At 74.4% G+C, this 21985-nt stretch carries 19 protein-coding genes; 8 read left to right on the top strand and 11 right to left on the bottom strand.

The features are described 5' to 3' along the window. Positions 1–45 precede the first annotated feature (45 nt). The 3 genes from ACZ3ZD_RS13085 (at position 46) to ACZ3ZD_RS13075 (ending at position 2662) form a co-directional block, all read left to right on the top strand. Positions 46–1434, top strand: a complete 1389-nt coding sequence (locus ACZ3ZD_RS13085; RefSeq protein WP_467396096.1) for an aminotransferase-like domain-containing protein — start codon at positions 46–48, stop codon at positions 1432–1434. A 165-nt stretch (positions 1435–1599) separates the two neighbouring features. After that, positions 1600–2295 (top strand): L,D-transpeptidase family protein, encoded by a 696-nt coding sequence (locus tag ACZ3ZD_RS13080; RefSeq protein ID WP_467396094.1) that lies wholly within the window; start codon positions 1600–1602, stop codon positions 2293–2295. A 181-nt stretch (positions 2296–2476) separates the two neighbouring features. Further along, positions 2477–2662: a hypothetical protein gene (locus ACZ3ZD_RS13075; protein WP_467396092.1), complete on the top strand. Its 186-nt coding sequence runs from the start codon at positions 2477–2479 to the stop codon at positions 2660–2662. Between the two features lie 84 nt (positions 2663–2746). Here ACZ3ZD_RS13075 and ACZ3ZD_RS13070 read toward each other — a convergent pair whose 3' ends face one another. From ACZ3ZD_RS13070 to ACZ3ZD_RS13060, 3 genes are all read right to left on the bottom strand, one after another. Further along, positions 2747–4123, bottom strand: a complete 1377-nt coding sequence (locus ACZ3ZD_RS13070; RefSeq protein WP_467396090.1) for a S1 family peptidase — start codon at positions 4121–4123, stop codon at positions 2747–2749. Positions 4124–4261: 138 nt separating this feature from the next. Beyond that, entirely contained in the window at positions 4262–5092 is an 831-nt protein-coding gene (locus ACZ3ZD_RS13065; RefSeq protein ID WP_467396088.1) for an SAM-dependent methyltransferase, read from the bottom strand. A gap of 193 nt (positions 5093–5285) precedes the next feature. Beyond that, positions 5286–6530, bottom strand: a complete 1245-nt coding sequence (locus tag ACZ3ZD_RS13060) for an MFS transporter (protein ID WP_467396086.1) — start codon at positions 6528–6530, stop codon at positions 5286–5288. A gap of 134 nt (positions 6531–6664) precedes the next feature. Here ACZ3ZD_RS13060 and ACZ3ZD_RS13055 point away from each other — a divergent pair, with 134 nt between their 5' ends. Then, positions 6665–7591, top strand: a complete 927-nt coding sequence (locus ACZ3ZD_RS13055; protein WP_467396084.1) for a LysR family transcriptional regulator — start codon at positions 6665–6667, stop codon at positions 7589–7591. A gap of 51 nt (positions 7592–7642) precedes the next feature. Here ACZ3ZD_RS13055 and ACZ3ZD_RS13050 read toward each other — a convergent pair whose 3' ends face one another. Next, a complete protein-coding gene (locus ACZ3ZD_RS13050) occupies positions 7643–8560 on the bottom strand; it encodes an aminoglycoside phosphotransferase family protein (RefSeq protein WP_467396082.1) in 918 nt (305 codons plus the stop codon). 162 nt (positions 8561–8722) lie between these two features. Between ACZ3ZD_RS13050 and ACZ3ZD_RS13045 the strand changes: the two genes are divergently transcribed. Next, positions 8723–9109, top strand: coding sequence for a PPOX class F420-dependent oxidoreductase (locus tag ACZ3ZD_RS13045; RefSeq protein ID WP_467396080.1), 387 nt, complete (start codon positions 8723–8725; stop codon positions 9107–9109). Positions 9110–9136: 27 nt separating this feature from the next. On the opposite strand, the gene ACZ3ZD_RS13040 is transcribed toward ACZ3ZD_RS13045, so the two are convergent. From ACZ3ZD_RS13040 to ACZ3ZD_RS13030, 3 genes are all read right to left on the bottom strand, one after another. After that, positions 9137–11689 (bottom strand): alpha/beta hydrolase family protein, encoded by a 2553-nt coding sequence (locus ACZ3ZD_RS13040; protein ID WP_467396078.1) that lies wholly within the window; start codon positions 11687–11689, stop codon positions 9137–9139. 336 nt (positions 11690–12025) lie between these two features. Continuing rightward, the gene (locus ACZ3ZD_RS13035) at positions 12026–12436 is read right to left on the bottom strand and encodes a Zn-ribbon domain-containing OB-fold protein (protein ID WP_467396076.1); all 411 of its coding nucleotides are present in this window, start codon (positions 12434–12436) and stop codon (positions 12026–12028) included. 165 nt (positions 12437–12601) lie between these two features. Next, positions 12602–13357 (bottom strand): TetR family transcriptional regulator, encoded by a 756-nt coding sequence (locus tag ACZ3ZD_RS13030; RefSeq protein ID WP_467396074.1) that lies wholly within the window; start codon positions 13355–13357, stop codon positions 12602–12604. Between the two features lie 257 nt (positions 13358–13614). Here ACZ3ZD_RS13030 and ACZ3ZD_RS13025 point away from each other — a divergent pair, with 257 nt between their 5' ends. The 3 genes from ACZ3ZD_RS13025 (at position 13615) to ACZ3ZD_RS13015 (ending at position 15853) form a co-directional block, all read left to right on the top strand. Further along, positions 13615–14457, top strand: coding sequence for a hypothetical protein (locus ACZ3ZD_RS13025; protein WP_467396072.1), 843 nt, complete (start codon positions 13615–13617; stop codon positions 14455–14457). Between the two features lie 92 nt (positions 14458–14549). Continuing rightward, the gene (locus ACZ3ZD_RS13020; protein ID WP_467396071.1) at positions 14550–15302 is read left to right on the top strand and encodes a peptidoglycan-binding domain-containing protein; all 753 of its coding nucleotides are present in this window, start codon (positions 14550–14552) and stop codon (positions 15300–15302) included. 38 nt (positions 15303–15340) lie between these two features. Beyond that, on the top strand, positions 15341–15853 hold the full coding sequence (locus ACZ3ZD_RS13015) for a flavin reductase family protein (RefSeq protein ID WP_467396503.1): 513 nt from the start codon (positions 15341–15343) through the stop codon (positions 15851–15853). 27 nt (positions 15854–15880) lie between these two features. Here the strand turns inward: ACZ3ZD_RS13015 and ACZ3ZD_RS13010 are convergent, their stop codons facing one another. The 4 genes from ACZ3ZD_RS13010 to ACZ3ZD_RS12995 all read right to left on the bottom strand — a co-directional run bounded on the left by ACZ3ZD_RS13010 (position 15881) and on the right by ACZ3ZD_RS12995 (position 21904). Next, the gene (locus ACZ3ZD_RS13010) at positions 15881–18274 is read right to left on the bottom strand and encodes a SpoIIE family protein phosphatase (protein WP_467396069.1); all 2394 of its coding nucleotides are present in this window, start codon (positions 18272–18274) and stop codon (positions 15881–15883) included. A 112-nt stretch (positions 18275–18386) separates the two neighbouring features. Further along, positions 18387–18767, bottom strand: coding sequence for a hypothetical protein (locus tag ACZ3ZD_RS13005; RefSeq protein ID WP_467396067.1), 381 nt, complete (start codon positions 18765–18767; stop codon positions 18387–18389). A gap of 420 nt (positions 18768–19187) precedes the next feature. Then, positions 19188–20105: a MurR/RpiR family transcriptional regulator gene (locus ACZ3ZD_RS13000; protein ID WP_467396066.1), complete on the bottom strand. Its 918-nt coding sequence runs from the start codon at positions 20103–20105 to the stop codon at positions 19188–19190. Between the two features lie 77 nt (positions 20106–20182). Next, the gene (locus ACZ3ZD_RS12995; protein ID WP_467396501.1) at positions 20183–21904 is read right to left on the bottom strand and encodes a phospholipid carrier-dependent glycosyltransferase; all 1722 of its coding nucleotides are present in this window, start codon (positions 21902–21904) and stop codon (positions 20183–20185) included. Positions 21905–21985 lie beyond the last annotated feature (81 nt).

Below are 21985 nucleotides of genomic sequence, written 5' to 3'. Positions count from 1 at the left end.
ACACCTGGTCCACTTCAGCACAACTGGATCAACGAAACTGGACCGGTGGACACAGGATTCGTCGCCGCGCTGGGCGACTGGCGCGACCGCCCCGGGCCGCTCGCCCGGACCCTCGCCGCCGCGGTGCGCGACGCCGTGGTCGACGGCCGGCTCCCGGCCGGCACCCGGCTGCCCTCGGAACGGGAACTGGCCCGCACCCTGCGCCTGAGCCGCGGCACCGTGGTCACCGCGCTCGGCCTGCTGCGCGCCGACGGCTGGCTGCGCACCCGGCACGGCAGCGGCAGCGCCGTACGGCTGCCCGACCGCCTCACCGAGCGCACCACCCCCTGGTCCCTGGACCGGGGCGGCGCCCCCGACGCCGGCCTGGACCTCACCCTCGCGGTGACCGCCGCGCCCCACGAGGCCTACCGCGCCGCCCTCGCCCGCGCCGTCGAACGCAGCGCACCGCTGCTCGTCGACTCCGGTGTCGCCACGGCCGGCCTGCCCCGCCTCCGCGAGCTGATCGCGGACCGCTACACCCGCGCCGGCCTCGCCACCCGCCCCGAGCAGATCCTGGTCACCGCCGGCGCCCAGGCCGCCCTCACCCTGCTCCTGGACCACCTGCACACCGACCCCAGGGCCCCCGTGGTGGTGGAGAACCCCGCCTATCCGGGCGCCCTCGCCGTGCTGCGCGCCCGCCGGGCCCGCCTGCTGCCGGTCCCCGTGACCGCCCCGGTCGGCTGGGACCTGGAGCACCTCACCGCCGCCGTACGCCGGCACCGCCCCCGGCTCGCCTACCTGGTCCCCGACTTCCACAACCCGACCGGCGCCCACATGGACCCCGCCGCCCGCCGGGCCCTCGCCGCGCTCGCCGACCGCCACCGGCTGACCGTCCTGGCCGACGAGACCATGCGCGACCTGGACCTGCGAACACCGCCCGGCACCGAGCCCCACCTCGCCGGCGCTCGGGTCGTCCACATCGGCTCCGCGAGCAAGACCCTGTGGAGCGGCCTCCGGGTCGGCTGGATCCGGGCCACCGCGGACCTCGTACGGCGGCTGCGGCGCAGCCCGCTGCAGGCCCAGCTGTCCCCGCCGCCCCTGGAACAGCTCATCGCCGCCGAACTCCTCGGCGCACCGCTGGCCGCCCTGCTCGCCGACCGGCGCGCCCGGCTGCGCGCCCAGCGCGACCACCTCGCCGCGCTGCTCGCCGGCACCGGATGGACGTACACCGTCCCGGCGGGCGGGCTGACCCTCTGGCTGCACCTGGGTGACGCCGGCCCGGACGCCGCCGACCTCGCGGCCAGGGCCGCCGCACGCGGCCTCGCGATCACCCCGGGACCCCGCTTCACCGCCGACCGCACCACGCTGACCCGCCATCTGCGCCTGCCGTTCACCGCGACACCCGACACCCTGACCCGGGCGGTCGGGCTGCTGCGGGAGTGCTGGACGCCCTGAGCGCCGTACGGCCTGAAGTTCACCGTTTCGTCACAGCCTGACCGGAACGACAACCCTCGCCCGCCCGACCCGGTCTAGTAGTCCGAGACCGCGGGAACCGCGCCGGACAGGACCGGGGAGGCCCGGGCGAACGAACAGGACACGAGGGGAAAGGGACGAGGCCGCATGGGGGTCATACGCAGACGAGGGGTGGTCGCGCTGGGCGTCACGGGACTGGTGGCGCCGCTGGCGCTCGCCCTGACCGCGACACCGGCCCAGGCCGCGAGCTGCACCACACGGACGGGGCCGTACCAGAAGCAGGTCGAGAAGTTCCTGGGCCGGCCGGTCGACGGCAGGCAGTCCGCCGCGGACTGCAGGGCCATCCAGGCCTTCCAGACCCGGCACGGCATCACGCCCGACATCGGGTACGCCGGTTCCGTCACCTGGGGTGTGATGGACCTCATGAACAAGCAGAAGGCCGTCGGGAACAAGCCGAACAAGGACGGCAAGTGCCCGGTGAACAAGGGCCGGATCGCCTGCGTGAACCTCACGCTCCAGCTCAGCTGGATCCAGGACGGCAACCGGCTCGTCTACGGACCGGTACCCGTGCGCACCGGACGCGACGGCTTCGAGACCCGCACCGGCCTGAAGAAGATCTACTGGCGGGACATCGACCACCGCTCGACCATCTACGACGTGTCGATGCCCTACAGCCAGTTCTTCGACGGCGGCCAGGCCTTCCACTCCGTGGGCCTGAGCATGTGGAACCCGCCGGGTTCGCACGGCTGCGTCAACATGACCACGAAGGACGCCAAGAAGTACTGGTCGCTGCTGCGCACCGGCGACGACGTCTTCGTCTACGGCCGCAAGCCGGGCACCTGAGCCCGCACCCCCCCGCCCTGCCGTGCCGGCCCGTGCGCGAGGCCCGGCAGGACGCAGGGGGAGGTGAACGGACGCGGAATGAACTGCCGCTTCCGGTCGACACATTGACGTGATGAGCAACACGGTCCGAAATGCCCCTATCGCGGGTACTTACTCACAGCGCCTTCACGCCGGTCGGCATATGCTTCACAGCATGTCCACCACTGTTGCAGCCGCCTCCGAGCGATCGGCCGCGGAGGTCAACGAGGAGATCCGGGCCCTGTGGCGCCGGTCGGGCGGGACACTGACCACCGAGCAGCGCGCGGAGTACCAGCGGCTCGTGATGGAGTGGGCCGCCGCGGCCCCGCGGGCGCGCCGGGCGGCCTGACCGACCCCGCGCACAGCACGCCGAACCGTCCGGGCACCCGTGAGCACACGGGTGCCCTTCTCGTCGTCCCCCCGGGCCTTTCCGTCAGCCCCACGTCGCCGAGTAGTACCGCTGGTACGCCTTGCGGTCCTGCTCGGCCCGGATGAACCGGGTCGCGACCAGCGCGATCAGACTGCCCGCGATGACCAGCAGCCCGGGCCCGATGTTCCGGGTGTCCGTCAGCCGTGCCAGCAGGGTGCTGCCCTCCGAGGCGCCCGTCACCGGGGCCGAGGAGCCGGGCGAGGCCGTGCCGGGGGCCGCCGCGCGCTGGTTCGCGGGCGCCGACGACGCGGGGGAGGGGGTGCCGCCCGGGGCGCCGCCCGTGTTCTGCGCCGACACGATCAGCTGGACCCCGAGCGCCGTCAGCGCCTTGGTCACCGGCTGGAAGAACGTCGTACCGCCCGTCGTGCAGTCGCCGTTGCCGCCCGAGGTGACGCCGAGCGCGACGCCCTCGGAGAACAACGGGCCGCCGCTGTCGCCCGGTTCGGCGCACACCGTGGTCTGGATCAGCCCGGTGACCGTCCCCTCCGGGTAGTTGACCGTGGCGTTCAGCGCGGTGACCTGCCCGTCGTGCAGACCGCTGGTGCTGCCGCTGCGGAACACCCGCTGCCCGACCGTCGGATCGGCGGACCCCGTGATCCGCACCCCCTTGCCGCCGCCGATCGCGACGACGTCGGCGCCCGCGCCGGCCTTGCCGGCGGTGTACTGCACGAGCGAGAAGTCACTGCCCGGGAAGGAGCTGTTCACCGTCCTGCCGAGCTGCTGGTCGCCCTGGTTGTCGGCGAACCAGGTGGCGCCGGCCGGCCCGCAGTGCCCGGCCGTGAGGATGAAGTCCGACTGGCCGTTGGTGACGTTGAACCCCGCGGAGCAGCGGCCGCCCGTCGACAGGATCGGCTGGGCGCCGTTCAGCCGCGTGGTGAAGGTGCCCTTGGTCCGCTCCATGTGCACGAAGCCGCCGATGCGCGCGGCGACCCCGGTCAGCCGGGACCAGTCGCCGGCGGACACCGTGCGGTCCGCCTGCACCAGGACCTGGTTCGTCCGGTAGTCCACCGCCCATGCCGTGCCCGGCACCCGCGGCGCCGAACGCAGCCTGGCCGTGGCCGACTTCAGCTCGTCCATGCTGTGCGGCACCATCTTCGCCTCGGCCCCGGCCCGCCGCACCGCCCGCGCCGCCGCCTCGTTGGTCACCGCGACGACCGGGCGCCCGTCCGCGCCGATCCAGTTGCCCGCCGTACGGGCCGTGCCGAGCCGCGCCACCAGCGCGGCACCGGGGTCGTCGGTGGCGGCGAACGGCCGGGCGGAGGCGGGCGGGGGCTCGCTCGCCATGGCCGCCTGGGCGACCATCGCGCCCCCCAGGAGGAGTCCGCCGACCGCCGCCAGCCGTGTCACTCGCCGGACGACCCGTCGTCGTGCGTGCCGCATGCATGGCTCCCGAAGCCGAACCCGAACGCGCGGGGCCCCACCGGCACCGCGGAGCCCTCGGATCGTCGAGGGCCCGCACTTCCATACGGCGCCCGGGGCCACGGCGTTCACCGGCGACGGCGAACTCCCTTGCCGGGTTCAGCTCTTGCGGGCCACCCCGCCGAACATGGCGACCTCCTCCGGCTCGGCACCGGCCGCGTGCTCCGGGCGCCAGCGCGAGCAGGACACCACTCCCGGCTCCAGCAGCTCCAGACCGTCGAAGAACCGGGCCACGTCCGCGGGCGTGCGCTGCGTGAGCTTCGGAGTGCCGTGCTCGTTCCAGAACCTCACCGCCTCGTCCACGTCCGGCATCGACGGGCTGGTGACGGTGTGCGACAGCACCAGGTGGCTGCCGGCCGGCAGCCGGTCCGTCAACCGCCGCACCAGACCGTACGGGTCCTCCTCGTCGCCGATGAAGATGACCACGCCGAGCAGTATCAGCGCCACCGGCTCCGTGAAGTCCAGGGTCTTCGCCGCGTGTTCGAGGATCGCGTCGACATTGCGCAGGTCCTCGTCCAGATAGTCGGTACGGCCCTCCGGCGTGCTGGTCAGCAGGGCCCGCGCGTGCGCCAGGACCAGCGGGTCGTTGTCGACGTACACGATCCGGGACTCCGGCGCGATCCGCTGCGCCACCTCGTGCGTGTTGTCGGCGGTGGGCAGTCCGGTACCGATGTCCAGGAACTGCCGGATGCCCACCTCGCGGACCAGGTGACGCACGGCGCGGCCGAGGAAGCGCCGGTCGGCGCGGGCGTACTCGCCGATGCCCGGGTGCAGTTGGCGGATCTGGTCGCCGGCCGCGCGGTCGACCTCGTAGTTGTCCTTGCCGCCGAGCCAGTAGTTCCAGATCCGGGCGGTGTGCGGCTGGCTGGTGTTGATACGGGCGCGCAGCGACACGGCCACGTCGTTGGTGGCTGCCGGGTTGTCGGTCACGTGGGTCAGCTCCTGGATACCTGATGAGATGCCGTGATGCGTGATACGTGATGCGGTGGTGCCTGGTCGCGCCGGGGAGGTGCGTCGGCGGGACGCCCGGCGGGAGACCCGCCGTGCACAACGCAATCTAGACGTCCGGGTCGCCCCGCGCCGACCGACCGGGGTTTTCCGCCCGCGGGCGACCCGCCCGGCGTCAGGTGCGGCTCGGGGCCGGCTCCGGGTCGGGCCGGGGCGCGGTGGCGCGGCGGGGCAGGAGCAGGGGGGTGGCCAGCAGGAGCAGGCCGGCCAGGCCGATGGCCGGGCGCGGGCCGAGCACGGTGCCCAGCACGCCCCAGACGGCCGTCAGGAGGGCGGTCGAGGCTTTGGTCGTCACCTGCCAGGCGGAGAGCGTGCGGGTGACCCGGTCGGCGGCGGTGCGTTCGAGGCGGAACGTGGTGTAGACGGGGTTGAAGACCCCGCAGCAGAAGATCAGCCCGAGTTCGACGCCCATCACCAGCAGCAGCCCCCCGGCCCCCGGGCCCAGGAAGGCCAGCCCGACGGGCCAGAGCGCGCGCAGCGCCCCGGACGCGACCAGGACCCGGTGCTGCCCGAACCGGGTGACCAGCGGCCGGGCCAGCCGCGAACCGAGCAGCCCGCCGACCGAGGGCGCGGCGAAGGCGAGGCCGTACTGCCACGGTGCGAAGCCGAGCCGCCCGAGCATCAGGACGGTCAGCAGCGGCTGGGTGGCCATCACCAGGCCGTTGAACAGGGCGGTGTTGAAGAACAGCGGGCGCAGCGCCGCGTCGGCGAGGATGTACCGCCAGCCGTCCAGCAGGTCCCCGGCCCGCAGGCGCGTAGCCTCCCGCCGCTCGGGCCGGGGCTCGTGCCCGCCCGTCGCGCGGATGCCCACGGCCGACAGCAGGTAGCTGACCGCGTCGGCCACCACGGTCGCCACCGGGCCGAGCAGCCCGATCGCGGCACCGCCCAGCGGAGGCCCGACGATCGTGGTCGACCACGCCGTGGACTCGAACCGGGCGTTGGCCACGAGCAGGTCCTCGGCCGGCAGCAGCGTCTTCAGGTACGCGCCGGAGGCGGCGCGGAAGGTGATGTCGGCCGCGGCGACGACGACCGAGACCAGCAGGAGCTGGAGGAAGGTGAGCGCGCCGAGCGCGAACGCGGTGGGGATCGTCAGCAGCGCCGCGCACCGCACCAGGTCCATCGCGATCAGCACGGGCCGCTTGCGGCGGAACTCCACCCACGGACCGAGCGGCACCGCCACGGCCGCGCCCACCGCGGCGCCCACGGCGGACAGCGCGGCCACCTCCGCCGGCCCGGAGTGCAGCACCCGGACGGCGATGAGGGGGAAGGCGCCGAAGGCGAGCCAGGTGCCGAGCGCGCTGGTCCCGTAGGCCGCCCAGAGCCACCCGAACCGCCGCCCCAGCCGGTGCCCGCTCTTCATACCCGACGCCTCCCGCCACCCGCCCGTACCACCGATCCGCGAACCGGAGACATCCAACCGAGCGCCCTACCCGCGGATCAAACAACCACCGAGACCACCGCCACAACCGATGGTTGTGGCCGTAGGCTGTCGGCATGGACCTCGACGCCGTCCGGACCTTCGTCGCCGCCGCCGACGCGGGCCGGTTCCAGGAGGCGGCCGCCGAGCTGGCGATCACCCAGCAGGCCGTCTCCAAACGCGTCGCCGCGCTGGAGCGCCACCTGGGGGTGCGCCTGTTCACGCGCACACCGCGCGGCGTCCAGCCGACCATCGACGGGCAGGCGTTCCTGCCCCACGCCCGCGAACTGCTGCGCGTCGCCGAGCGCGCGGCCGCCTCCGTGCGCACGGGCCGCCGTCCGCTGCGCGTCGACGTGATCGCCTCGCGCGTCGCGCCATCGGGTCTGATGCGCGGCTTCCACCGCGCACACCCCGAGATCGAGATCGACGTGCTGTGGCTGTTCGACGCCGACACGGCCGTGGCCGCGATCCGCTCCGGTGAGATCGACGCGTCCTTCCGCGCCGTCGCCGCGCCCGGCCACCCCCTGCCCGAGGACATCGAGTCCGTGCGGGTGCTCGACGAGCCGCTCCAGCTCCTCACCGGCCCCCGCCACGCGCTGGCGGGCGCCCGGTCGGTGCCCCTGGCCCGGCTCGCCGGACACCGGATCTGGATGCCCGGCATCGTCCCCGGTACGGAGTGGGCCGCCTACTACGACGACCTCGTCGCCGAGTTCGGCCTCACCATCGAGGCGACCGGCCCCAACTTCGGCTCCGACGCGCTCCTCGACACGATCGCCGACACCCCGGCCCTGGCCACGTTCATGGGGGAGCAGACGCGGCTCGTGTGGCCCGCCGGCCACGGCCTGCGCCGCATCCCGGTGACCGACCCGACGCCCGTCTACCCGCACTCGCTCCTGTGGCACCGCGACAACCCCCAGCCGGCCCTGGCCGTCCTCCGCGCCCACCTCGCCACCCCGTCCGGCCACGACACCACCGGCACCTGGACCCCGGCCTGGGCGCTCTGACCGCCCACCCGGGGCGGGTCGCCGTACCGCCGCCGGTCCCGGACCTGCCGGTCACCGGCGGGCCGTCGCGGTGAGCCGCCGCAGCGCGGCCCGGGCGGGCGGCCCCCACGTGGATTTGCCTCCCGGCCGGCCGTGGACGCCGGCGTGTCCGATGTGGAGACAGGCGAGGGCGCGCAGCACCGCCCAGCCGCGGGCCCGGCGCAGGGTCGCGGGGTCCGGGCCCGGCCGGTACGCCGCGTGGAAGCGGTCGACGGCACCGTCCGGCAGCAGGATCCATGCGGCGGCGAGGTCGAAGGCCGGGTCGCCGGCGAAGAGGTCGCCGAAGTCGATCACACCGCAGAACGTGCCGTCCGAGGTCAGCACGTTGGCCGGATGCAGGTCGCCGTGCAGCCACAGCCTCGGGCCCGCCCAGTCCGGCGCGGCGGCGGCGTCCTCCCAGACCGCGCGGACGGCGTCCGGGTCGCGGACGAGCCCCAGATCGGCGGCCGACGCCAGTTGGCGGGCGAGGTGCTCGGCGGTGCCGGCCAGCGGGCCACCGCGGTCCCGGCCCTCGGGCGCCCCGTCGGGGGCGGGGCGGTGCAGGGCGGTCAGGAACGCGGCGAGGGTGTCGGCCCCCTCCGCGGCGCGCGTGACGGGGGAGCGGTCGGCGGGCTCGCCCGGCACCCAGGTCGTGACGAGCCACGGCCGGGGGAACCGTGCGGAGGGCTCACCGAGACGCCGGGGGACGGGCACCGGCAGCGGAAGGCCCGGGGCGAGGAGGGGAAGCCAGGCGTGTTCCTTGCGCAGCAGCGCGTCCGCGGACCGTGTCGCCCAGGGCAGCCGGACGGCGAGGCCGTCGCCGAGCCGCCACACCTGGTTGTCCCAGCCGAGCGCGCCGAGCCTCAGGGGGCGGTCCGCCAGGTCGGGGTGCTGCTCGCGCAGCAGACCCCGGATCAGGTCCTCGGTGATGTCGATCTCGGTGGCCGTCATGGGGGGCAACGGTAGCCGGGCGGCGGCCCACCTCGGTCACCGGTGCGAACCTGCCAACTCCGTCCGCGCGCAACGCGGTTGACACCTCACCGCCCGCGCCGGTGTTCCGGTCGGCGCTGTCCGGCCCTCCTGCCGCGGCGCGCCGCCTCCTAGACTGCGGGTATGGACGACTCGCGGCTCGACCGGCTCGGTTCCGGCAAGTACCTGCTGGTGACCAGTTACCGCAAGAACGGCACGCCCGTCGCCACCCCGGTGTGGGTGGTCCGGGACGGCGACACCCTCGGGGTGTGGACGGTCGCCGACAGCTGGAAGGTCAAGCGCATCCGGCGCCGCCCCGATGTCCTCGTCGGCCCCTGTGACGTGCGCGGCAACCCCACCGGTGACCTGACGCCGGCCACCGCCGAGATCACCGACGCGGCCACCACCGCCCGCTACCGCAAGCTGATCGCCCGCAAGTACGGCGTGGTCGGCCGCCTCACCCTGTTCGGCAGCCGGCTCCGGCGGGGCCTGGACGGCACGGTCGGGATCCGGGTGACCCTCGGGCAGTGAGGGCCAGGGGCCACCCGGCAGTCGCGGCTACGACGCGTCGCGCACCGAACCCGTCAGCTCCAGCCCACCGGTCTGCGGCTCACCGGTGCGCGGGTCGACCTGCCGGAACCGCAGCGACTCCGTGGTCTCGCGCACCCCGTCCCGCACCGTCGGCAGGGTGATGTCCGCGCTGGTACGCCCCGCGGGGATGTCCGCGTACAGGTAGAGCCCGTTCACCTTGGACAGCGGACGCTCGGGGTCGGGCTTCTCCCCGCTCATCTCCCGCAGCCAGCCCGCCGGGACGTCCTTGGTGGACACCTCCGGCGCGGCGGCCGGCACGACCGCGAACAGCGCGCCCATGTCCACGTCGACGGCCTCGGACAGCGACACCCGCCACTTCAGCGACTGCCCCTCGGTCACCTCGCCGGCGACGGGCGTGACGGTCATCGTCGGCGCCGGATCGTCGTCGTGGACGGTGATCCCGCCCCGGTAGGACCCGACGACCGCACCGCGGACCGCCTTGACCAGCACGTCGTGCGACACGTCGGCGCCGTACCGGGTGTTTCCCCTGACCTCGACCGGTACGTCGATGTCCTGGCCGCCCGGACGGACCGTCACCAGCCGGCCGGTGGCCTCGCCGGTGACCGGGTCGACGACATAGACCCGGACCTGACCGCTGCCGCCCCGGCCCGACACCCGCGCCGGGACCCGGTAGGTGCGCACACCCGAGTCGCCCTCGGCCACGGTCGTCCGGCCGAGGTCGACCCGCGGCAGCGCCTGGGTCCGCACCGCCGGTGTCCCCGGCCGCCAGCCCCACGCGTCCATGAGCCAGGCCCGCCCGGACGTCGAACGGGAGGTCAGCTCAAGCGACTTGACCGAGCCCAGGTCGAGCCCGGTATGCCCGGCCGGCAACGGCAGCCGGATCTCCCGCGCCCAGTAGGCGGCGGTCCGCTCACTGCCGGGGAGCCCGTCCAGGGCGACCCGGCCGAGCTTCGCCTTCCTGCCGGCGCTGTCGGTCAGGGACACGTCGAGCCGCGTGCCCGTGGAGTTCGGCGGCACGAACAGCCGCAGCGCCAGCGCCCTGGCACCGGCCAGCGACACCGGCTTGCCCACGGTCACCCGGGCGGGGGCGCCGGAGCGCGTCCAGTGCAGCGCGATCGCGTGCCGGCCCGCCTCCCGGTCGACCTCCCACTGCGCGAAGTGCGGCGAGGACCCCTTGGCGCCCTGCCCCAGACAGGCCGTGGCCGGGCTCGGGTCCACCGCGGCGCACAGCTTGCCGCCGGTCACCGACACCCCGCCGTCCGGCAGGAACCCGCCGCCGCGCCGGGCCCCCACCGCGTGGCTGAGGACCCGCGCCGGGTCCGCGGACGGCGCCCGCCTGCCGGAGCCGTCCAGCAGCGGCCGTACCCGGTCGTCGCCGGAGAGGAACAGCCGCGCCGCGGCGGCGATGTACGTCGAACCGGCCCGGTGCTGCTGGTCGGCGGTCAGCCGGGTCGCCGCGTGCCTGCCGCACACCCTGTCCGGGTGCCCCGGTTCGTCGGAGAAGTCGTCCTCGGCCGGCGCCGCGGCCTGGCCGGGCGTCCACTCCGAGTTGAAGAAGTTGTGGTTCGCGCCGACCACGTACACCGCGCTGTGCAGCGCCGTACCGTTGCCGACCCCGCGCGTGCCGTCGACGTACACCTCGCCCTGGAGGTCGGAGACGTCACCGTCGCAGCCCGGCAGGATGGTCACCGACGGCACGTCGGGCACCGGGTTCTGGCCGAAGACGGTCGGGCCGATCAGCACGGTGCCCCGGATGGTCCAGCGCACCGGCCCGTGGTAGCCGTCCTGTGCCGCGGGCGGAGCGGAAAGGCTGTCCAGGGCTGCCCGGTTGACGCCCTCGCCGCCCCGCGAGTGCCCGACCAGCAGCACCCGGGACAGGTCGGCGCGGGGCGCCTCGCGGACCGCGTCCGGCGCGGTGGCGGGGTGTTCGGACCAGCCCGCCCAGCGGGCCAGGTGCAGCCGCACCAGCGACGAACGGGCCTGTGCGCCGCCGTCCTCCGCCGCGAAGTCCTGTCCGTTGATCCCGTTGGCCGAGATCGACACGGTCACATAGCCCTGGGAGGCGAGCAGCCTCTGGTCGCGCAGGTAACCGCGGTGGCTGGGCACCGGCTTGGTGCCGGCCGGGCAGGGCCAGGTACCACTGGAGGAGTCGCGGCCCTTGTAGCACGTGTAGTGCCGGCCGTGCAGGAACAGGGCCAACGGCCGCCTGCCGGTGGCGCCGACCGGGGCGACGACGACCGCGCGCATCTCCACCGGCTTCGCAAAGCCCGGCAGCCGCACCGACTTCAGCGCGTACTCGCCCGTCCTGGTGCGGTACGCGCCGGGCTTGCCCGGATCCACGCCGTTCGCCGGCAGCGCGGCCGGCACCCGGGGCGCCGCTTCGGCACCGGTCGTCTCCCGCGCGTCCAAGCGCCTTCCGCCGGACCAGACTTGCAGCCGCTTCAGCGCGCTCGGCCGGCGTCCGTCCAGCGGGAGCCGGAAGGTGTGCCCGTCGGCCGTGGGCCGCGGCACCCCCAACAGCCTGTCCCCGGCGCGGAACTCGACGCGCGCGTCCCCCATCGGCACCGGCTTCCGCGACCGCCACACCAACTGCGGCGCCGCGTCACCGCCGGCCAGCCGCCACCCCGGCGGCAACGGCGCGTCTGTTGTCGACGCCCTTGGTGTCGCGGTCGGTTGGGAGTGGGCGACCGCCACTCCCGGGGATGCCCCCGCCACCGCGAGTAACGCGGTGGCGGTCACCCATATGCGCCGGGCACGGACCACATTTCCTCCTCGAACCACGACCACGGACGTCCCGGTCCTCCGGGCGTCCCTCGTCCGGTGAGGATGAAGGGGGCAGGCTGTGGGTTGCCTGTGCGGGAGAGGTGATCGATCACATCCGGCGGCGTACGGCGGTCAGGTCCAGGCGCGGTACTCGTCCAGCAGTTGGAAGACCGGCTCGCCGCGTACCGGGTCCTGGGCGGTGGACAGCCGGACCCGGTCGCCGCTGTGGATCCCGATGGGCGGCCCCATGACCCGGCCTCGTACGACGAACCCCTCGGCCATCTCGATCAGCGACACATTGCGCGCGGCGGGCGTGTTGCGGTGCACCACGGTGGAGTGGCGGACCGTGCCGACGCCCTCGCTGCGCTCCGTGCGCAGCTCGCTGCCCTGGCAGACCGGACAGAGCAGCCGGTGGTACGTCGCGGTGCCGCACCAGGTGCAGCGCTGGAAGTGGATGGCGTCCCTGGAGTCCGCCGCGGGGTCGAGAACACCCGCAGCGGAACCGGCCGCCGGAAGCGAGGTGCTTGCTGAGTGGTGGTACACGCTGGTCAACTCCCTGCGCTCGGCCGGAATAGCGCGCGCCCGGCGAGGACCGGGCACAGGTGTGCGCGGTTGCCGTGCCACCGTGCACGCCGTCAGGTTATGGCACTGAGTGTCACTCGTAAAGGCACTCCGTACCCCAAATTTGCGCCAGGTGCGACCGGTCGGTCAGCCGCGGCCGAGTGCCGTCTCCAGTTCCTGCACCACCCGCCACAGCGGGGCGTCCCGGCGCGCGACCAGCACCACCACGTCGTCGCCCGGCGCCGGTGCGGCCTCGGCGCCGGCAGGTCCGGGCCAGAGGGTCACGGGAGCGGTCACCGGAGCGGCCGCCGTCCGGCCGAACGTCCGCTGTACGTGCCCCAGCGCGTGGTCCACCGCCGCGCCCGGGTCGTCCTCACCGTCCGACCGCAGCCAGGAGCGCAGCGCGTTGTTGTGCGCGGCGACGACCGCGGCCGCGATGACGTCGGCGTTCAGGGTCCCGTCGGGCCGCCCCGCGAACCGCGCGCGCAGGTACTCGGCGAGCGCCCGCTCGTAGCGCCACACCACCGACAACTCGTAGGCACGCAGGCCCGGGACCTGCCGGGTGAGGCGGTAGCGCTGCACGGAGAAGGTCGGGTTCTCGGCGTACATCCTGAGCACCAGCCGGGCCGCGTCGCACACCCGCCGCACCGGATCGTGCTCCGGGCCGCCCGCCGCCAGGAACGCGGTCATGTCGGCCAGGCAGCGCTCGTGGTCGGGGAAGACCACGTCCTCCTTGGAGGGGAAGTAGCGGAAGAACGAACGCCGGCCGACCCCGGCCAGGGTCACGATGTCGTCCACGGTGGTCTGCTCGTACCCGCGTTCCAGGAACAGCCGGAAGGCCGCCCCCACCAGGGCGTCCCGGATCGGCGGCTTCGCGGCCGGCGCCGCGCTGCTGGAGCTCATGGGCGGGAACGTAGCACCCGCACCCGGTGGCATGACACTCAGTGCAGCAAGAGCATCCCTTTGGGGGAACTGAGTGCTGCTGAGGTCACGCGCCGCGAACCCCGCACCCGCCCCGACGGGGGTGGCCGAAAGCCGCCGTACGGTACGGCGTAACCTTTCTCCGCCGTTCCCCGCCTCACCGCCGTTCCCCGCCTCCCCGCCTCTCCACCTCCCCGCCTCCCAGCTTTCCCCGCCCAGCGCCGCCCCGAGGAGCCACCATGACGGCCGCCCGTCCCCGCCTGCTCTACGTCACGGACCTGGCGTACCAGGCCCGCGGGCGCCGGTACTGCGACGAGGACATCCACCTCGCCTCGCGGCTGCGCGACCACTTCGACCTGGCCCTGTGCCACCCCCGGGACGCGGTGGCCCTGATGGACGGCTTCGACGCCGTCGTCGTGCGCAACAGCGGGCCCGTCCTCGGCTACCAGCGGGAGTACGACGCCTTCCGCGCCCGCGCGCTCGCCGCCGGCACCCGGGTGTACAACCCGCTCACCGGCAAGGCGGACATGGCCGGCAAGCAGTACCTGCTCGACCTGACGGCCGCCGGCTACCCGGTGATCCCGACCGTCGACCGGGTCGAGGACCTGGACCGGCTGCCGTCCGCCAAGAGTTACGTGGTCAAGCCGAAGCTGGGCGCGGACTCCCTCGGCCTGCGGATCGTCCCGGCCGGCCGGCTCGCCGAACTCGCCGTCGGTGACGTCCTGATACAGCCCCGCGTCGACTTCGTCCACGAGGTGTCGTTCTACTTCGTCGACGACGACTTCCAGTACGCCCTGTACGCCCCCGATCCGAGGCGCCGCTGGGAGCTGGCGCCCTACGCGGCCACCGCCGCCGACCTGGAGTTCGCCCGCCGGTTCGTCGACTGGAACGACCTCGGCCACGGCATCCAGCGCGTCGACGCCTGCCGCACCCTGGACGGGGACCTGCTCCTGGTCGAGCTGGAGGACCTCAACCCCTACCTGTCCCTGGACGCGCTGCCGGAGGAGGCCAGGGACGCCTTCGCCACCGCGTTCACGGCATCCCTGAGCCGGTACGTGCTGGGCGCGCTCCACCCCGCCTGACGGGTCCGGGCGGCTGAACGCGGCCGCCGTGGGCGCCGTATCCCCGTGCGGGGCGCGAACGCCCCGTATCCGCGGGACGGAAGGAGAGCCAGGTGCCGACACCGCCCGACCCCGAACAGCCGCCGCCGGCACGGGTGCTGGAGCCCGTCCGGGTGCTGCGGCCCCGCCGTTTCGATGCGCTCGCGGAGCTGATGCGGGAGTTCCGGCCCGAACCGGTGACGTACGAGCCCCTCGGGGCCCGCCCAGCCGAGGACGACACCGAGGAACTCCCACCCGTCCCCACGGCCCGCCACTCCGCCAAGCACACCCCTGACCCCGCCACGCACACCGCGGGCCCTGCCACGCACACCGCGGGCTCCGCCAAGCGCCCTCCTGGCCCCGCCACGCGCACCCCTGGCTCTGCCGCGCGCACCTCCGGTTCCGGACTGCGCCGGGCAGCCGTCGGCGTGGCCGTGGCGGCCGCGGCACTCGTCGGCTTCGGCTGCGCCCTGCTGCTTCCCGGCCGTCCGCACACCGCCGCCGCTCCGGCCCCACCGGCCACCGCGGCCCCGGCCGCCACCACCCCGGCCGCGCCGACCCCCACCGCCGCGACCGACCCGGACGGCCCCGGCACCCTCCGCCAGGGCGACACCGGCCCCGCGGTCACCGACCTCCAGCGACGCCTGCTGCGCATCCCGGACGTCTACCGCGACGGCTCCACCAGCGGCAGTTACGACGCCACGCTCACCGAGGCCGTGGCCCGCTTCCAGCTCTGGTACGGCGTCAGCGGTGACGAGACGGGGGTCTACGGGGACGACACGCGGCGCGCGCTGGAGTCTCGAACCGGCTTCGGAGACGATGCATGAGCGAACGGGACCGAAGTGGCGGCAAGGGAGCGGACGGCATGGCCAACGAGAGCGGCACGCGGGACGAGGCGGCGGAGCCGAGTGGCTTCTTCGACCGGCTGGACCCGGACATGTGCGTGGTCACCGTGGCGGCGGGCGGTGAGCGGGCCGGCTGTCTGGTCGGCTTCGCCTCGCAGTGCTCCATCGAGCCGCTCCGGTTCGCCGTGTGGCTGTCCAAGGTCAACCGCACGTACCGGGTCGCCCGGGCCGCCCAGGTCCTCGCCGTCCACCTGCTCACCCGGGACCAGCGGGACCTGGCGGAACTCTTCGGCGGCGAGACGGGCGACGAGACCGACAAGTTCGCCCGGCTCGACTGGCGGGAGGCACACGGCGGCGCCGCCGTCCTCACGGACGCGGCGGCCTGGTTCGTCGGCACCATCCTGCACCGCACCGACGGCGGCGACCACGTCGGTTTCGTGCTCGACCCGGTCCAGTGGGGCGAGGGGCGGGGCGGACCGCTGCTCCGGCTCTCCGACGCCCTCGACATCGACGCGGGCCACCCCGCGGACTGAGGCAGGCCCCGAGCCCGGACGGCACCGCTAGCCGTCCGCGTCCGGCCACTCCTCCAGAGGCATCCGGATGTCCAGCACACACACGTCGTCCCGCCGCTCCTCCGCGAGCATCGAGGCGAGCAGCGCGTCCAGGGAGTCGGACTCGTCGCAGCCGTGCAGGCGCACCGCCTCGGCCAGCCGGGAGAAGCCCGCGTCAAGGCCCTCGCCGGGGCGTTCGACCAGGCCGTCGGTGTAGAGCAGCAGCCGGTCCCCGGGCTCCAGCCGCAGTTCCCGCGACTCGTAGGCCGGGTCGGACATGGCGCCCAGCAGCATGCCGCCCGGCCGGTCCAGGAAGGACACCTCGCCCCCGCGCACCAGCAGCGGCGGCGGGTGCCCGGCCTGCGCCCAGGCCAGGACCTGGCGTTCGGGGTCGTAGCGGGCCAGCACCATGGTGGCGGTGATCTGGCCGTCCCGGGAGTGCAGCAGCAGCTGGTTCAGCCGCGCCAGTGCCCCGGTGAGCGAGGAGCCGGTGCTGACCATGCCCTTCGCGGTGAACCGGAGCTGGGCCATGGTGGCCACGGCGTCGATGCCGTGCCCCGCGACGTCACCGACCACGAACAGGGCGTCGGCGGCGGGCAGTTCGATGGCGCTGAACCAGTCGCCGCCGACGTGGATGCCGGACTGCGCGGGCAGGTAGGCGACCTCGACGCGCAGCCCGGCCAGCTGCACCGGCTTGCTGGGCAGCGGCAGCAGGGCGTGCTGCAGCCGGGCCGCGAGGGCCCGTTCGGCCTGGAGGATGCCGCGCTGCAGGAGCATCGTGCGTTCGCTCTCCACCAGTGCCAGTTCCGCGCTGCGCTGGGCGGTGAGGTCCTGGACGAAGCCGTGCACCTCGACCGGGGTGCCGTCGGGCGCCGTGACGGCCTCCGCGACCATCCGCAGGTGCCGCACGCCCGAGGGTGTGTCGATGCGGAACGGCACGTTGAACGACCGCCCGCGGGAAACGAGTTCGGCGATGGCGTGGGCCAGCGGCCCGGTGTCCTCCGGCAGCGCCAGGTCGGGCAGCTGCTCCAGCCGGACCGGCTTCTGCCCGGGGATCCGGCCGAGCACGGCGTACGTCTGCGCGGCCCAGGAGATCTCCTGGGTGATCAGGTTCCAGTTCGCCCAGCCCAGGTTGCCGAGCCGTTGCACGTCGGAGAGGCGCTGCTCCTGCCGGTCCACCGGGTCGTGCCGCAGCCAGGTGACCACCAGGCCCTCGCCCAGCGGGGCCGCCCGCACGGTGTAGGTGGCGGTCACCGGGACCTCGCCGACCACGTCCTGGTAGGCGAACGGCTCGCCCTCGAAGGGCACCCCGGTCTCCAGGGCCTGCAGATAGCCCTGCCACAGCGGTTCGCCCGCGACCGCCGGGTAGCTCTCCAGGATGTGCCGGCCGACCATGTCCCGGCCGGTCCGGCCGAACACGTCGACCGCCTCCGGGGTGGCGGCGTCGATGCGGTAGTCCTCCACGTCGCCGGTGGGGGCGCGCAGCGGGGTCAGCAGGATCGTCGCGCCCGGCAGCGCGTCGAACACGGCCTGCACGGTGGGGGAGAGGTCCCCGGGCGTGCCGCTCTGCGGGCCGTCGAAGGCCCGCAGCCGGCCCGCGCACAGCCGGGCCACGGCCCGCAGCAGTTCCCGCTCGCGCGGTGCGAACGGCTCGTCCCGCCGGCGCAGCACCCCGAGGGCGGCGTGGGCGGTCTCGCCGGCCGGCACGGGCAGCCAGGCCCGGGTGGGCCACCGCTCCGGCGGGTCCCCGATGAGCAGGTACCGGGTGCGGTCGGCGGGGAGGTCCTCCAGCCAGCACGGCTCCCCGGACCGCAGGGCGTCCATCGCGGCGACGCCGGTCACCGGGGGCAGCTGACGCCACTGGGCGGCGAGGGTGGGGTCGAGGCCCGCGTACCCCACCAGCCCGAGGCCGCCCTCGGGCAGCCGCTCGTACAGCATCACCGCGTCGGCGTCCGTCTCCTGCGTCAGGTGCTCCAGCAGGCAGCCGGCCAGTTCGTGCGGTGAGGTGACCCGGACGAGGTCGCGGGCGAGGTGTCCGAGCACGTCCGCGAGGTCCGTGGTGTCGGCGGGCGCGGTCCCCCAGGAGCCTGGGCCGGCGGGCGGTGCGGCCGGGGTGGCGGTGGGCCGTTCCATGGGCGGCAGGGCGCCCAGGGTGAGCCAGCACTGTTCGAGGAGGGTGCGGTTGCCGTCCTTGGCCCGCTGGGCCAGTTCCTCGTGGGCCGTGTCGGGCGTACAACCGGTGAGGGCCATGAGCACGCCCTTGGCCCGCTCCAGGACCGCCGAGGTCGCGGCCAGGTCGCGCAGCCGTTCCAGTTCCGCGCGCTGCCGGGCGACGACCTTGGCCAGCGCCGCTACATCGGCGTGGGGGTCCCGGTCCACCGGGGGCAGAGGCTCGCTCGTCACGCGACGAGCATTGCACACCTCGGGCCGTTCGATCACTCGTCTGCCGGGTCAGGATTCGTACGCCCCTCAGGGAAGCGGCGCCTGCGGGGAAAAGCGCAGGTCGGGCCGGAGATCAGCGGCTGGTCCCGCGACCGGCCAGTGCCTCGCTGACCGCCCGTACGCTGCGCGCGATGTGCTGCAGCTGGAGTACCTCCGCCGCGTACATCTTGATCGTGTGTTCGATCACCGACTCGGGTAGTCCCAGCATCGGCAGCTCGGCCCGGGCGGTCTGCAGGGCGGTGCGCGCGACCCGGATCTCCTGCTGCACCTGGATCTGCGCGTGCCGGGCGAGCAGGACGGGGTGCCGGATGAGCGCCGGATAGCTGGCGTAGCGCGCGGGGATCAGCTCGCGCAGCCACTTGGCGGCCGAGCGCTCCCAGTCGTACGAGCCCGGGGTCTTGACCTGACAGGGCCAGTCGGGGGTGGTGCGCGTGCTGGTCAGGGGCATGATCATCGCTTCCGGTGGGCGGCGTCGTGAGGGTGTCGACGGATGTTCGGGGCGGCCCCGGCCTAGGGGATGACCGGGGCCGCCACGGGCGCGTCGCGCAGACGGCGCGCCCCGGAGCACCCCCGGCACCGACGTGGGTAGGGGACGGCGGCGAGGGGTGTCCGTGCGGGGGCCCCGGGCGCGGGGAGCCGGCGCTGCGAGCGGTGGTGCGTGCGCATGGGCGGTCCGTCGGCTTTCTCGGGGCGGTGAAGCGGGGTGCGCCGAGCAGTATTTATATATACCGACCGCTTTGCAAGAGGTATGAAAACATTCATGCGCGTTATGCGGTGAATCATCCCCGTCCAGGGGGTGGATGACCGCAAGATCTTCACGGCCTGCCCGTAAACGGCGGAAGGATCGGCCGGTCGGCCCGGGCAGCAGGCCCGGTCAGTCCCGGAGGAAGAACTGGTGCTGCTCGGAGAGCTGTTCGTACTTCTCCAACCGGGCCTGGGTGCGCTCCGGATCGGCGTCGGTCATGGCCTGCAGCAACGCGGCCGCCAGCACGCCGGGCGCCGCGTAGGAGTCGAACACCAGCCGGGAACCGGTCCCGGTGGCGAAGACGACGTCGGCCTCGTCGGCCAGCGGCCCCAGCGCCAGATCGGTCACCAGGGCGACCCTCAGACCCGCCCCGCGGGCCACCCGGACGGCCTGGAGCGTCTCCTGGGAGTGCCGGGGCATCGCGAACGCCAGCACCCAGCTGCCGCCCGCCTCGCGCGCCTGGAGCAGCGCGTCGTAGGCCACGCTGCCGCCGCGCGTCACCAGCCGCACGTCCGGGTGGATACGGCGGGCGGCGTAGCCGAAGTACTCGGCGAGCGACACCGAGATGCGCAGGCCCAGCACGGTCAGCGGGGTGGAGCGGGACAGCTCGCGGCCGACCTGGATGACCCGGTCGGGGTCGGCGAGATCGCGCCGCAGGTTCTCCAGGTTCTCGATCTCGGCGTCCACGGCCGCCTGGAGCTCGTTGGCCCGGTTCTCCTCGCCGGGCCCGCCGGCCAGGCTGCTGAGCGCGATCGACTGGAGCGTCTCGCGCAGGGCGGGGTAGCCGCTGAAGCCGACGGCCGCCGCGAACCGGGTGACGGAGGGCTGGCTGACCCCGACCCGGTCGGCCAGCTCGGTGATCGACAGGAACGCGGCCTCGGTGATGTGCTCGATCAGGTACTGGGCGATGCGCCGCTGCCCCGGCGACAGACGGGGGCCGTCGAAGAGTTCCCTGAGCCGGGAGGTCGGGGCGGCCTCGGCCTCGGGCGCCGACTTCCCCGAAGTGATCGCTGACGCCTGTGCGCGTGCCTGCTGCGGCGAGGGCACTGGTCGGCCTCCTTCGTCTGCCCGAGCACTCAACATAGCTCACGGACCGCCGTGACCAGCGTCTCGGAGCAGGGGCCTCACCGGCGGTACAGGCTGATGGAATGCCCCACTTCGCCGACCGGCCGGCTGCCTTTGATCAGCTCGGCCAGCCGCCCGCGCGCCTTGGCGACGGCGGAGTCCGACACCACCAGCAGCCCGTGCACCCGGCCGGGCGGCACGGTCCGCGGATCGGCGGCGCGGATGCCGTAGTACGACGGCACCCCGCTGCCCTTGTACACCAGCCACACCCGCTCACCGGGGTACCGCTCCCGGAGCCGGTCGGCGAGGCGGCCCAGGTCCTGACCCCAGTCCACGTTCGAGTCGTGCAGCAGCCGGTGGGTGTGCGCCGGGCCGCCGAACGCCTCGTTCGCGTACGGCAGGTAGTACGGGAACGTCCGCACCGAGCTCACCGCCACCCACAGCACCAGCGTGCCGGCCGCGAGCCCCGCCCACCGCCACCGCAGTGCGGGCACACCGGCCGCCGCGACCGCGAGGAACACCGGCACGAACAGCGCGTACCGGGTGCCGAAGTCCCGTGCCCCCGTCATCGCCGCCGCCAGCAGCACCACCGGCGCCACCAGCAGGTACGGCGCCGCGGGCCGCAGCCGCCGTACCGCCACGACGGCCACCGCACCGGCCGCGCCCAGCGCCATCAGCCCCAGCGGGGTCTTCACCAGCAGCGCGGCCGGCAGGTAGTACCAGAGCGAACCGGTGTACAGGCGCCCGAACAGATAGCCCTGCCAGGGCTGGTCCTCCAGCCCGAACTGCACCCGCATCCCGGCCCGGTAGGCGTCCGGCACCGGCAACAGCTCCACCAGCCGCGCGCGCAGCCCGTGCACCCCCGGCACCGGCTCGGCGGGCACGAACCGCAGCCGCGGGTCGACGGCCAGATACGCGGCCCACACCACGGCGACGGCCACGACCGCGACGACACCGGCACCCACCAGCGCCGACACCACCGGCCGCCGCACCCCGAGCCGGCGCAGCGGCCGCCAGGACACCGTGCCGGACCGGTGGGCCGTCAGGGCGGACAGCGCCGCCAGCGCCATCAGCACCGGCACCGCCGGCAGCGCGCTCATCTTCGTCGCCACGGCCGCGCCCAGCGCCGCGCCCGCGAGGGGCAGGTACCGGGCCGGGCGGCGGCGGGCCCGCCAGGCCAGCCAGGACGCCGTCAGGACGAAGGCCGCGGCCGGCATGTCCAGCGTGGCCAGGGACCCGTGCGCGATCACGTCGGGCGAGAACGCGTACAGGGCGAGCGCGGTCAGGCCGCCCGCCGTGCCCGTCACGTCCCGGGCGAACGCGAACACGACCAGCCCGCACAGCAGGGTCAGCGCGATCACCGGCAGCCGCGCCCACAGCATCAGCCGCCCGGGATCGTTGCCCGAGCCGTACAGCAGATGCCGGCCCGCCTCGCCCTGGTCGCCGGTGCCCGACGGGTCGTAGTGCGGGTCCGCCACCGCCACCCCGGCCGCGATCAGCAGCTTCCCGAGCGGCGGATGCTCGGGGTTGTAGCGCACCCGGTGCTCACGCAGGTAATCGGTGGCCGTGACGACGTACACCGGCTCGTCGATCGTCGGGGTCTGCTGGACCGCCGTGGTGACCATCGCCGCCGCCATCTGCGCGAGCAGCAGGAAGACCAGGAGCGGCGGCAGCCACCGCCGGTGCCGGCGCAGCCGGGCGTACCGGCCGGCCGGTGCCCGCCGTACCGGCTGAGTGGGGGCCTCGGGTGCGAGGACCGGGTGTCGTGCGCGCGCCATCATCCGCCCCGCGGCGGCACCGGCCGTACGGCGACGGGGGCGCGGGGGCCGGCTCGTGGCCCCCGCTGTCACACCGCTCCCGCC

The organism is Streptomyces sp. NPDC023481, from assembly GCF_055560195.1.
This window is presented reverse-complemented; position numbering and strand designations above follow the sequence as displayed.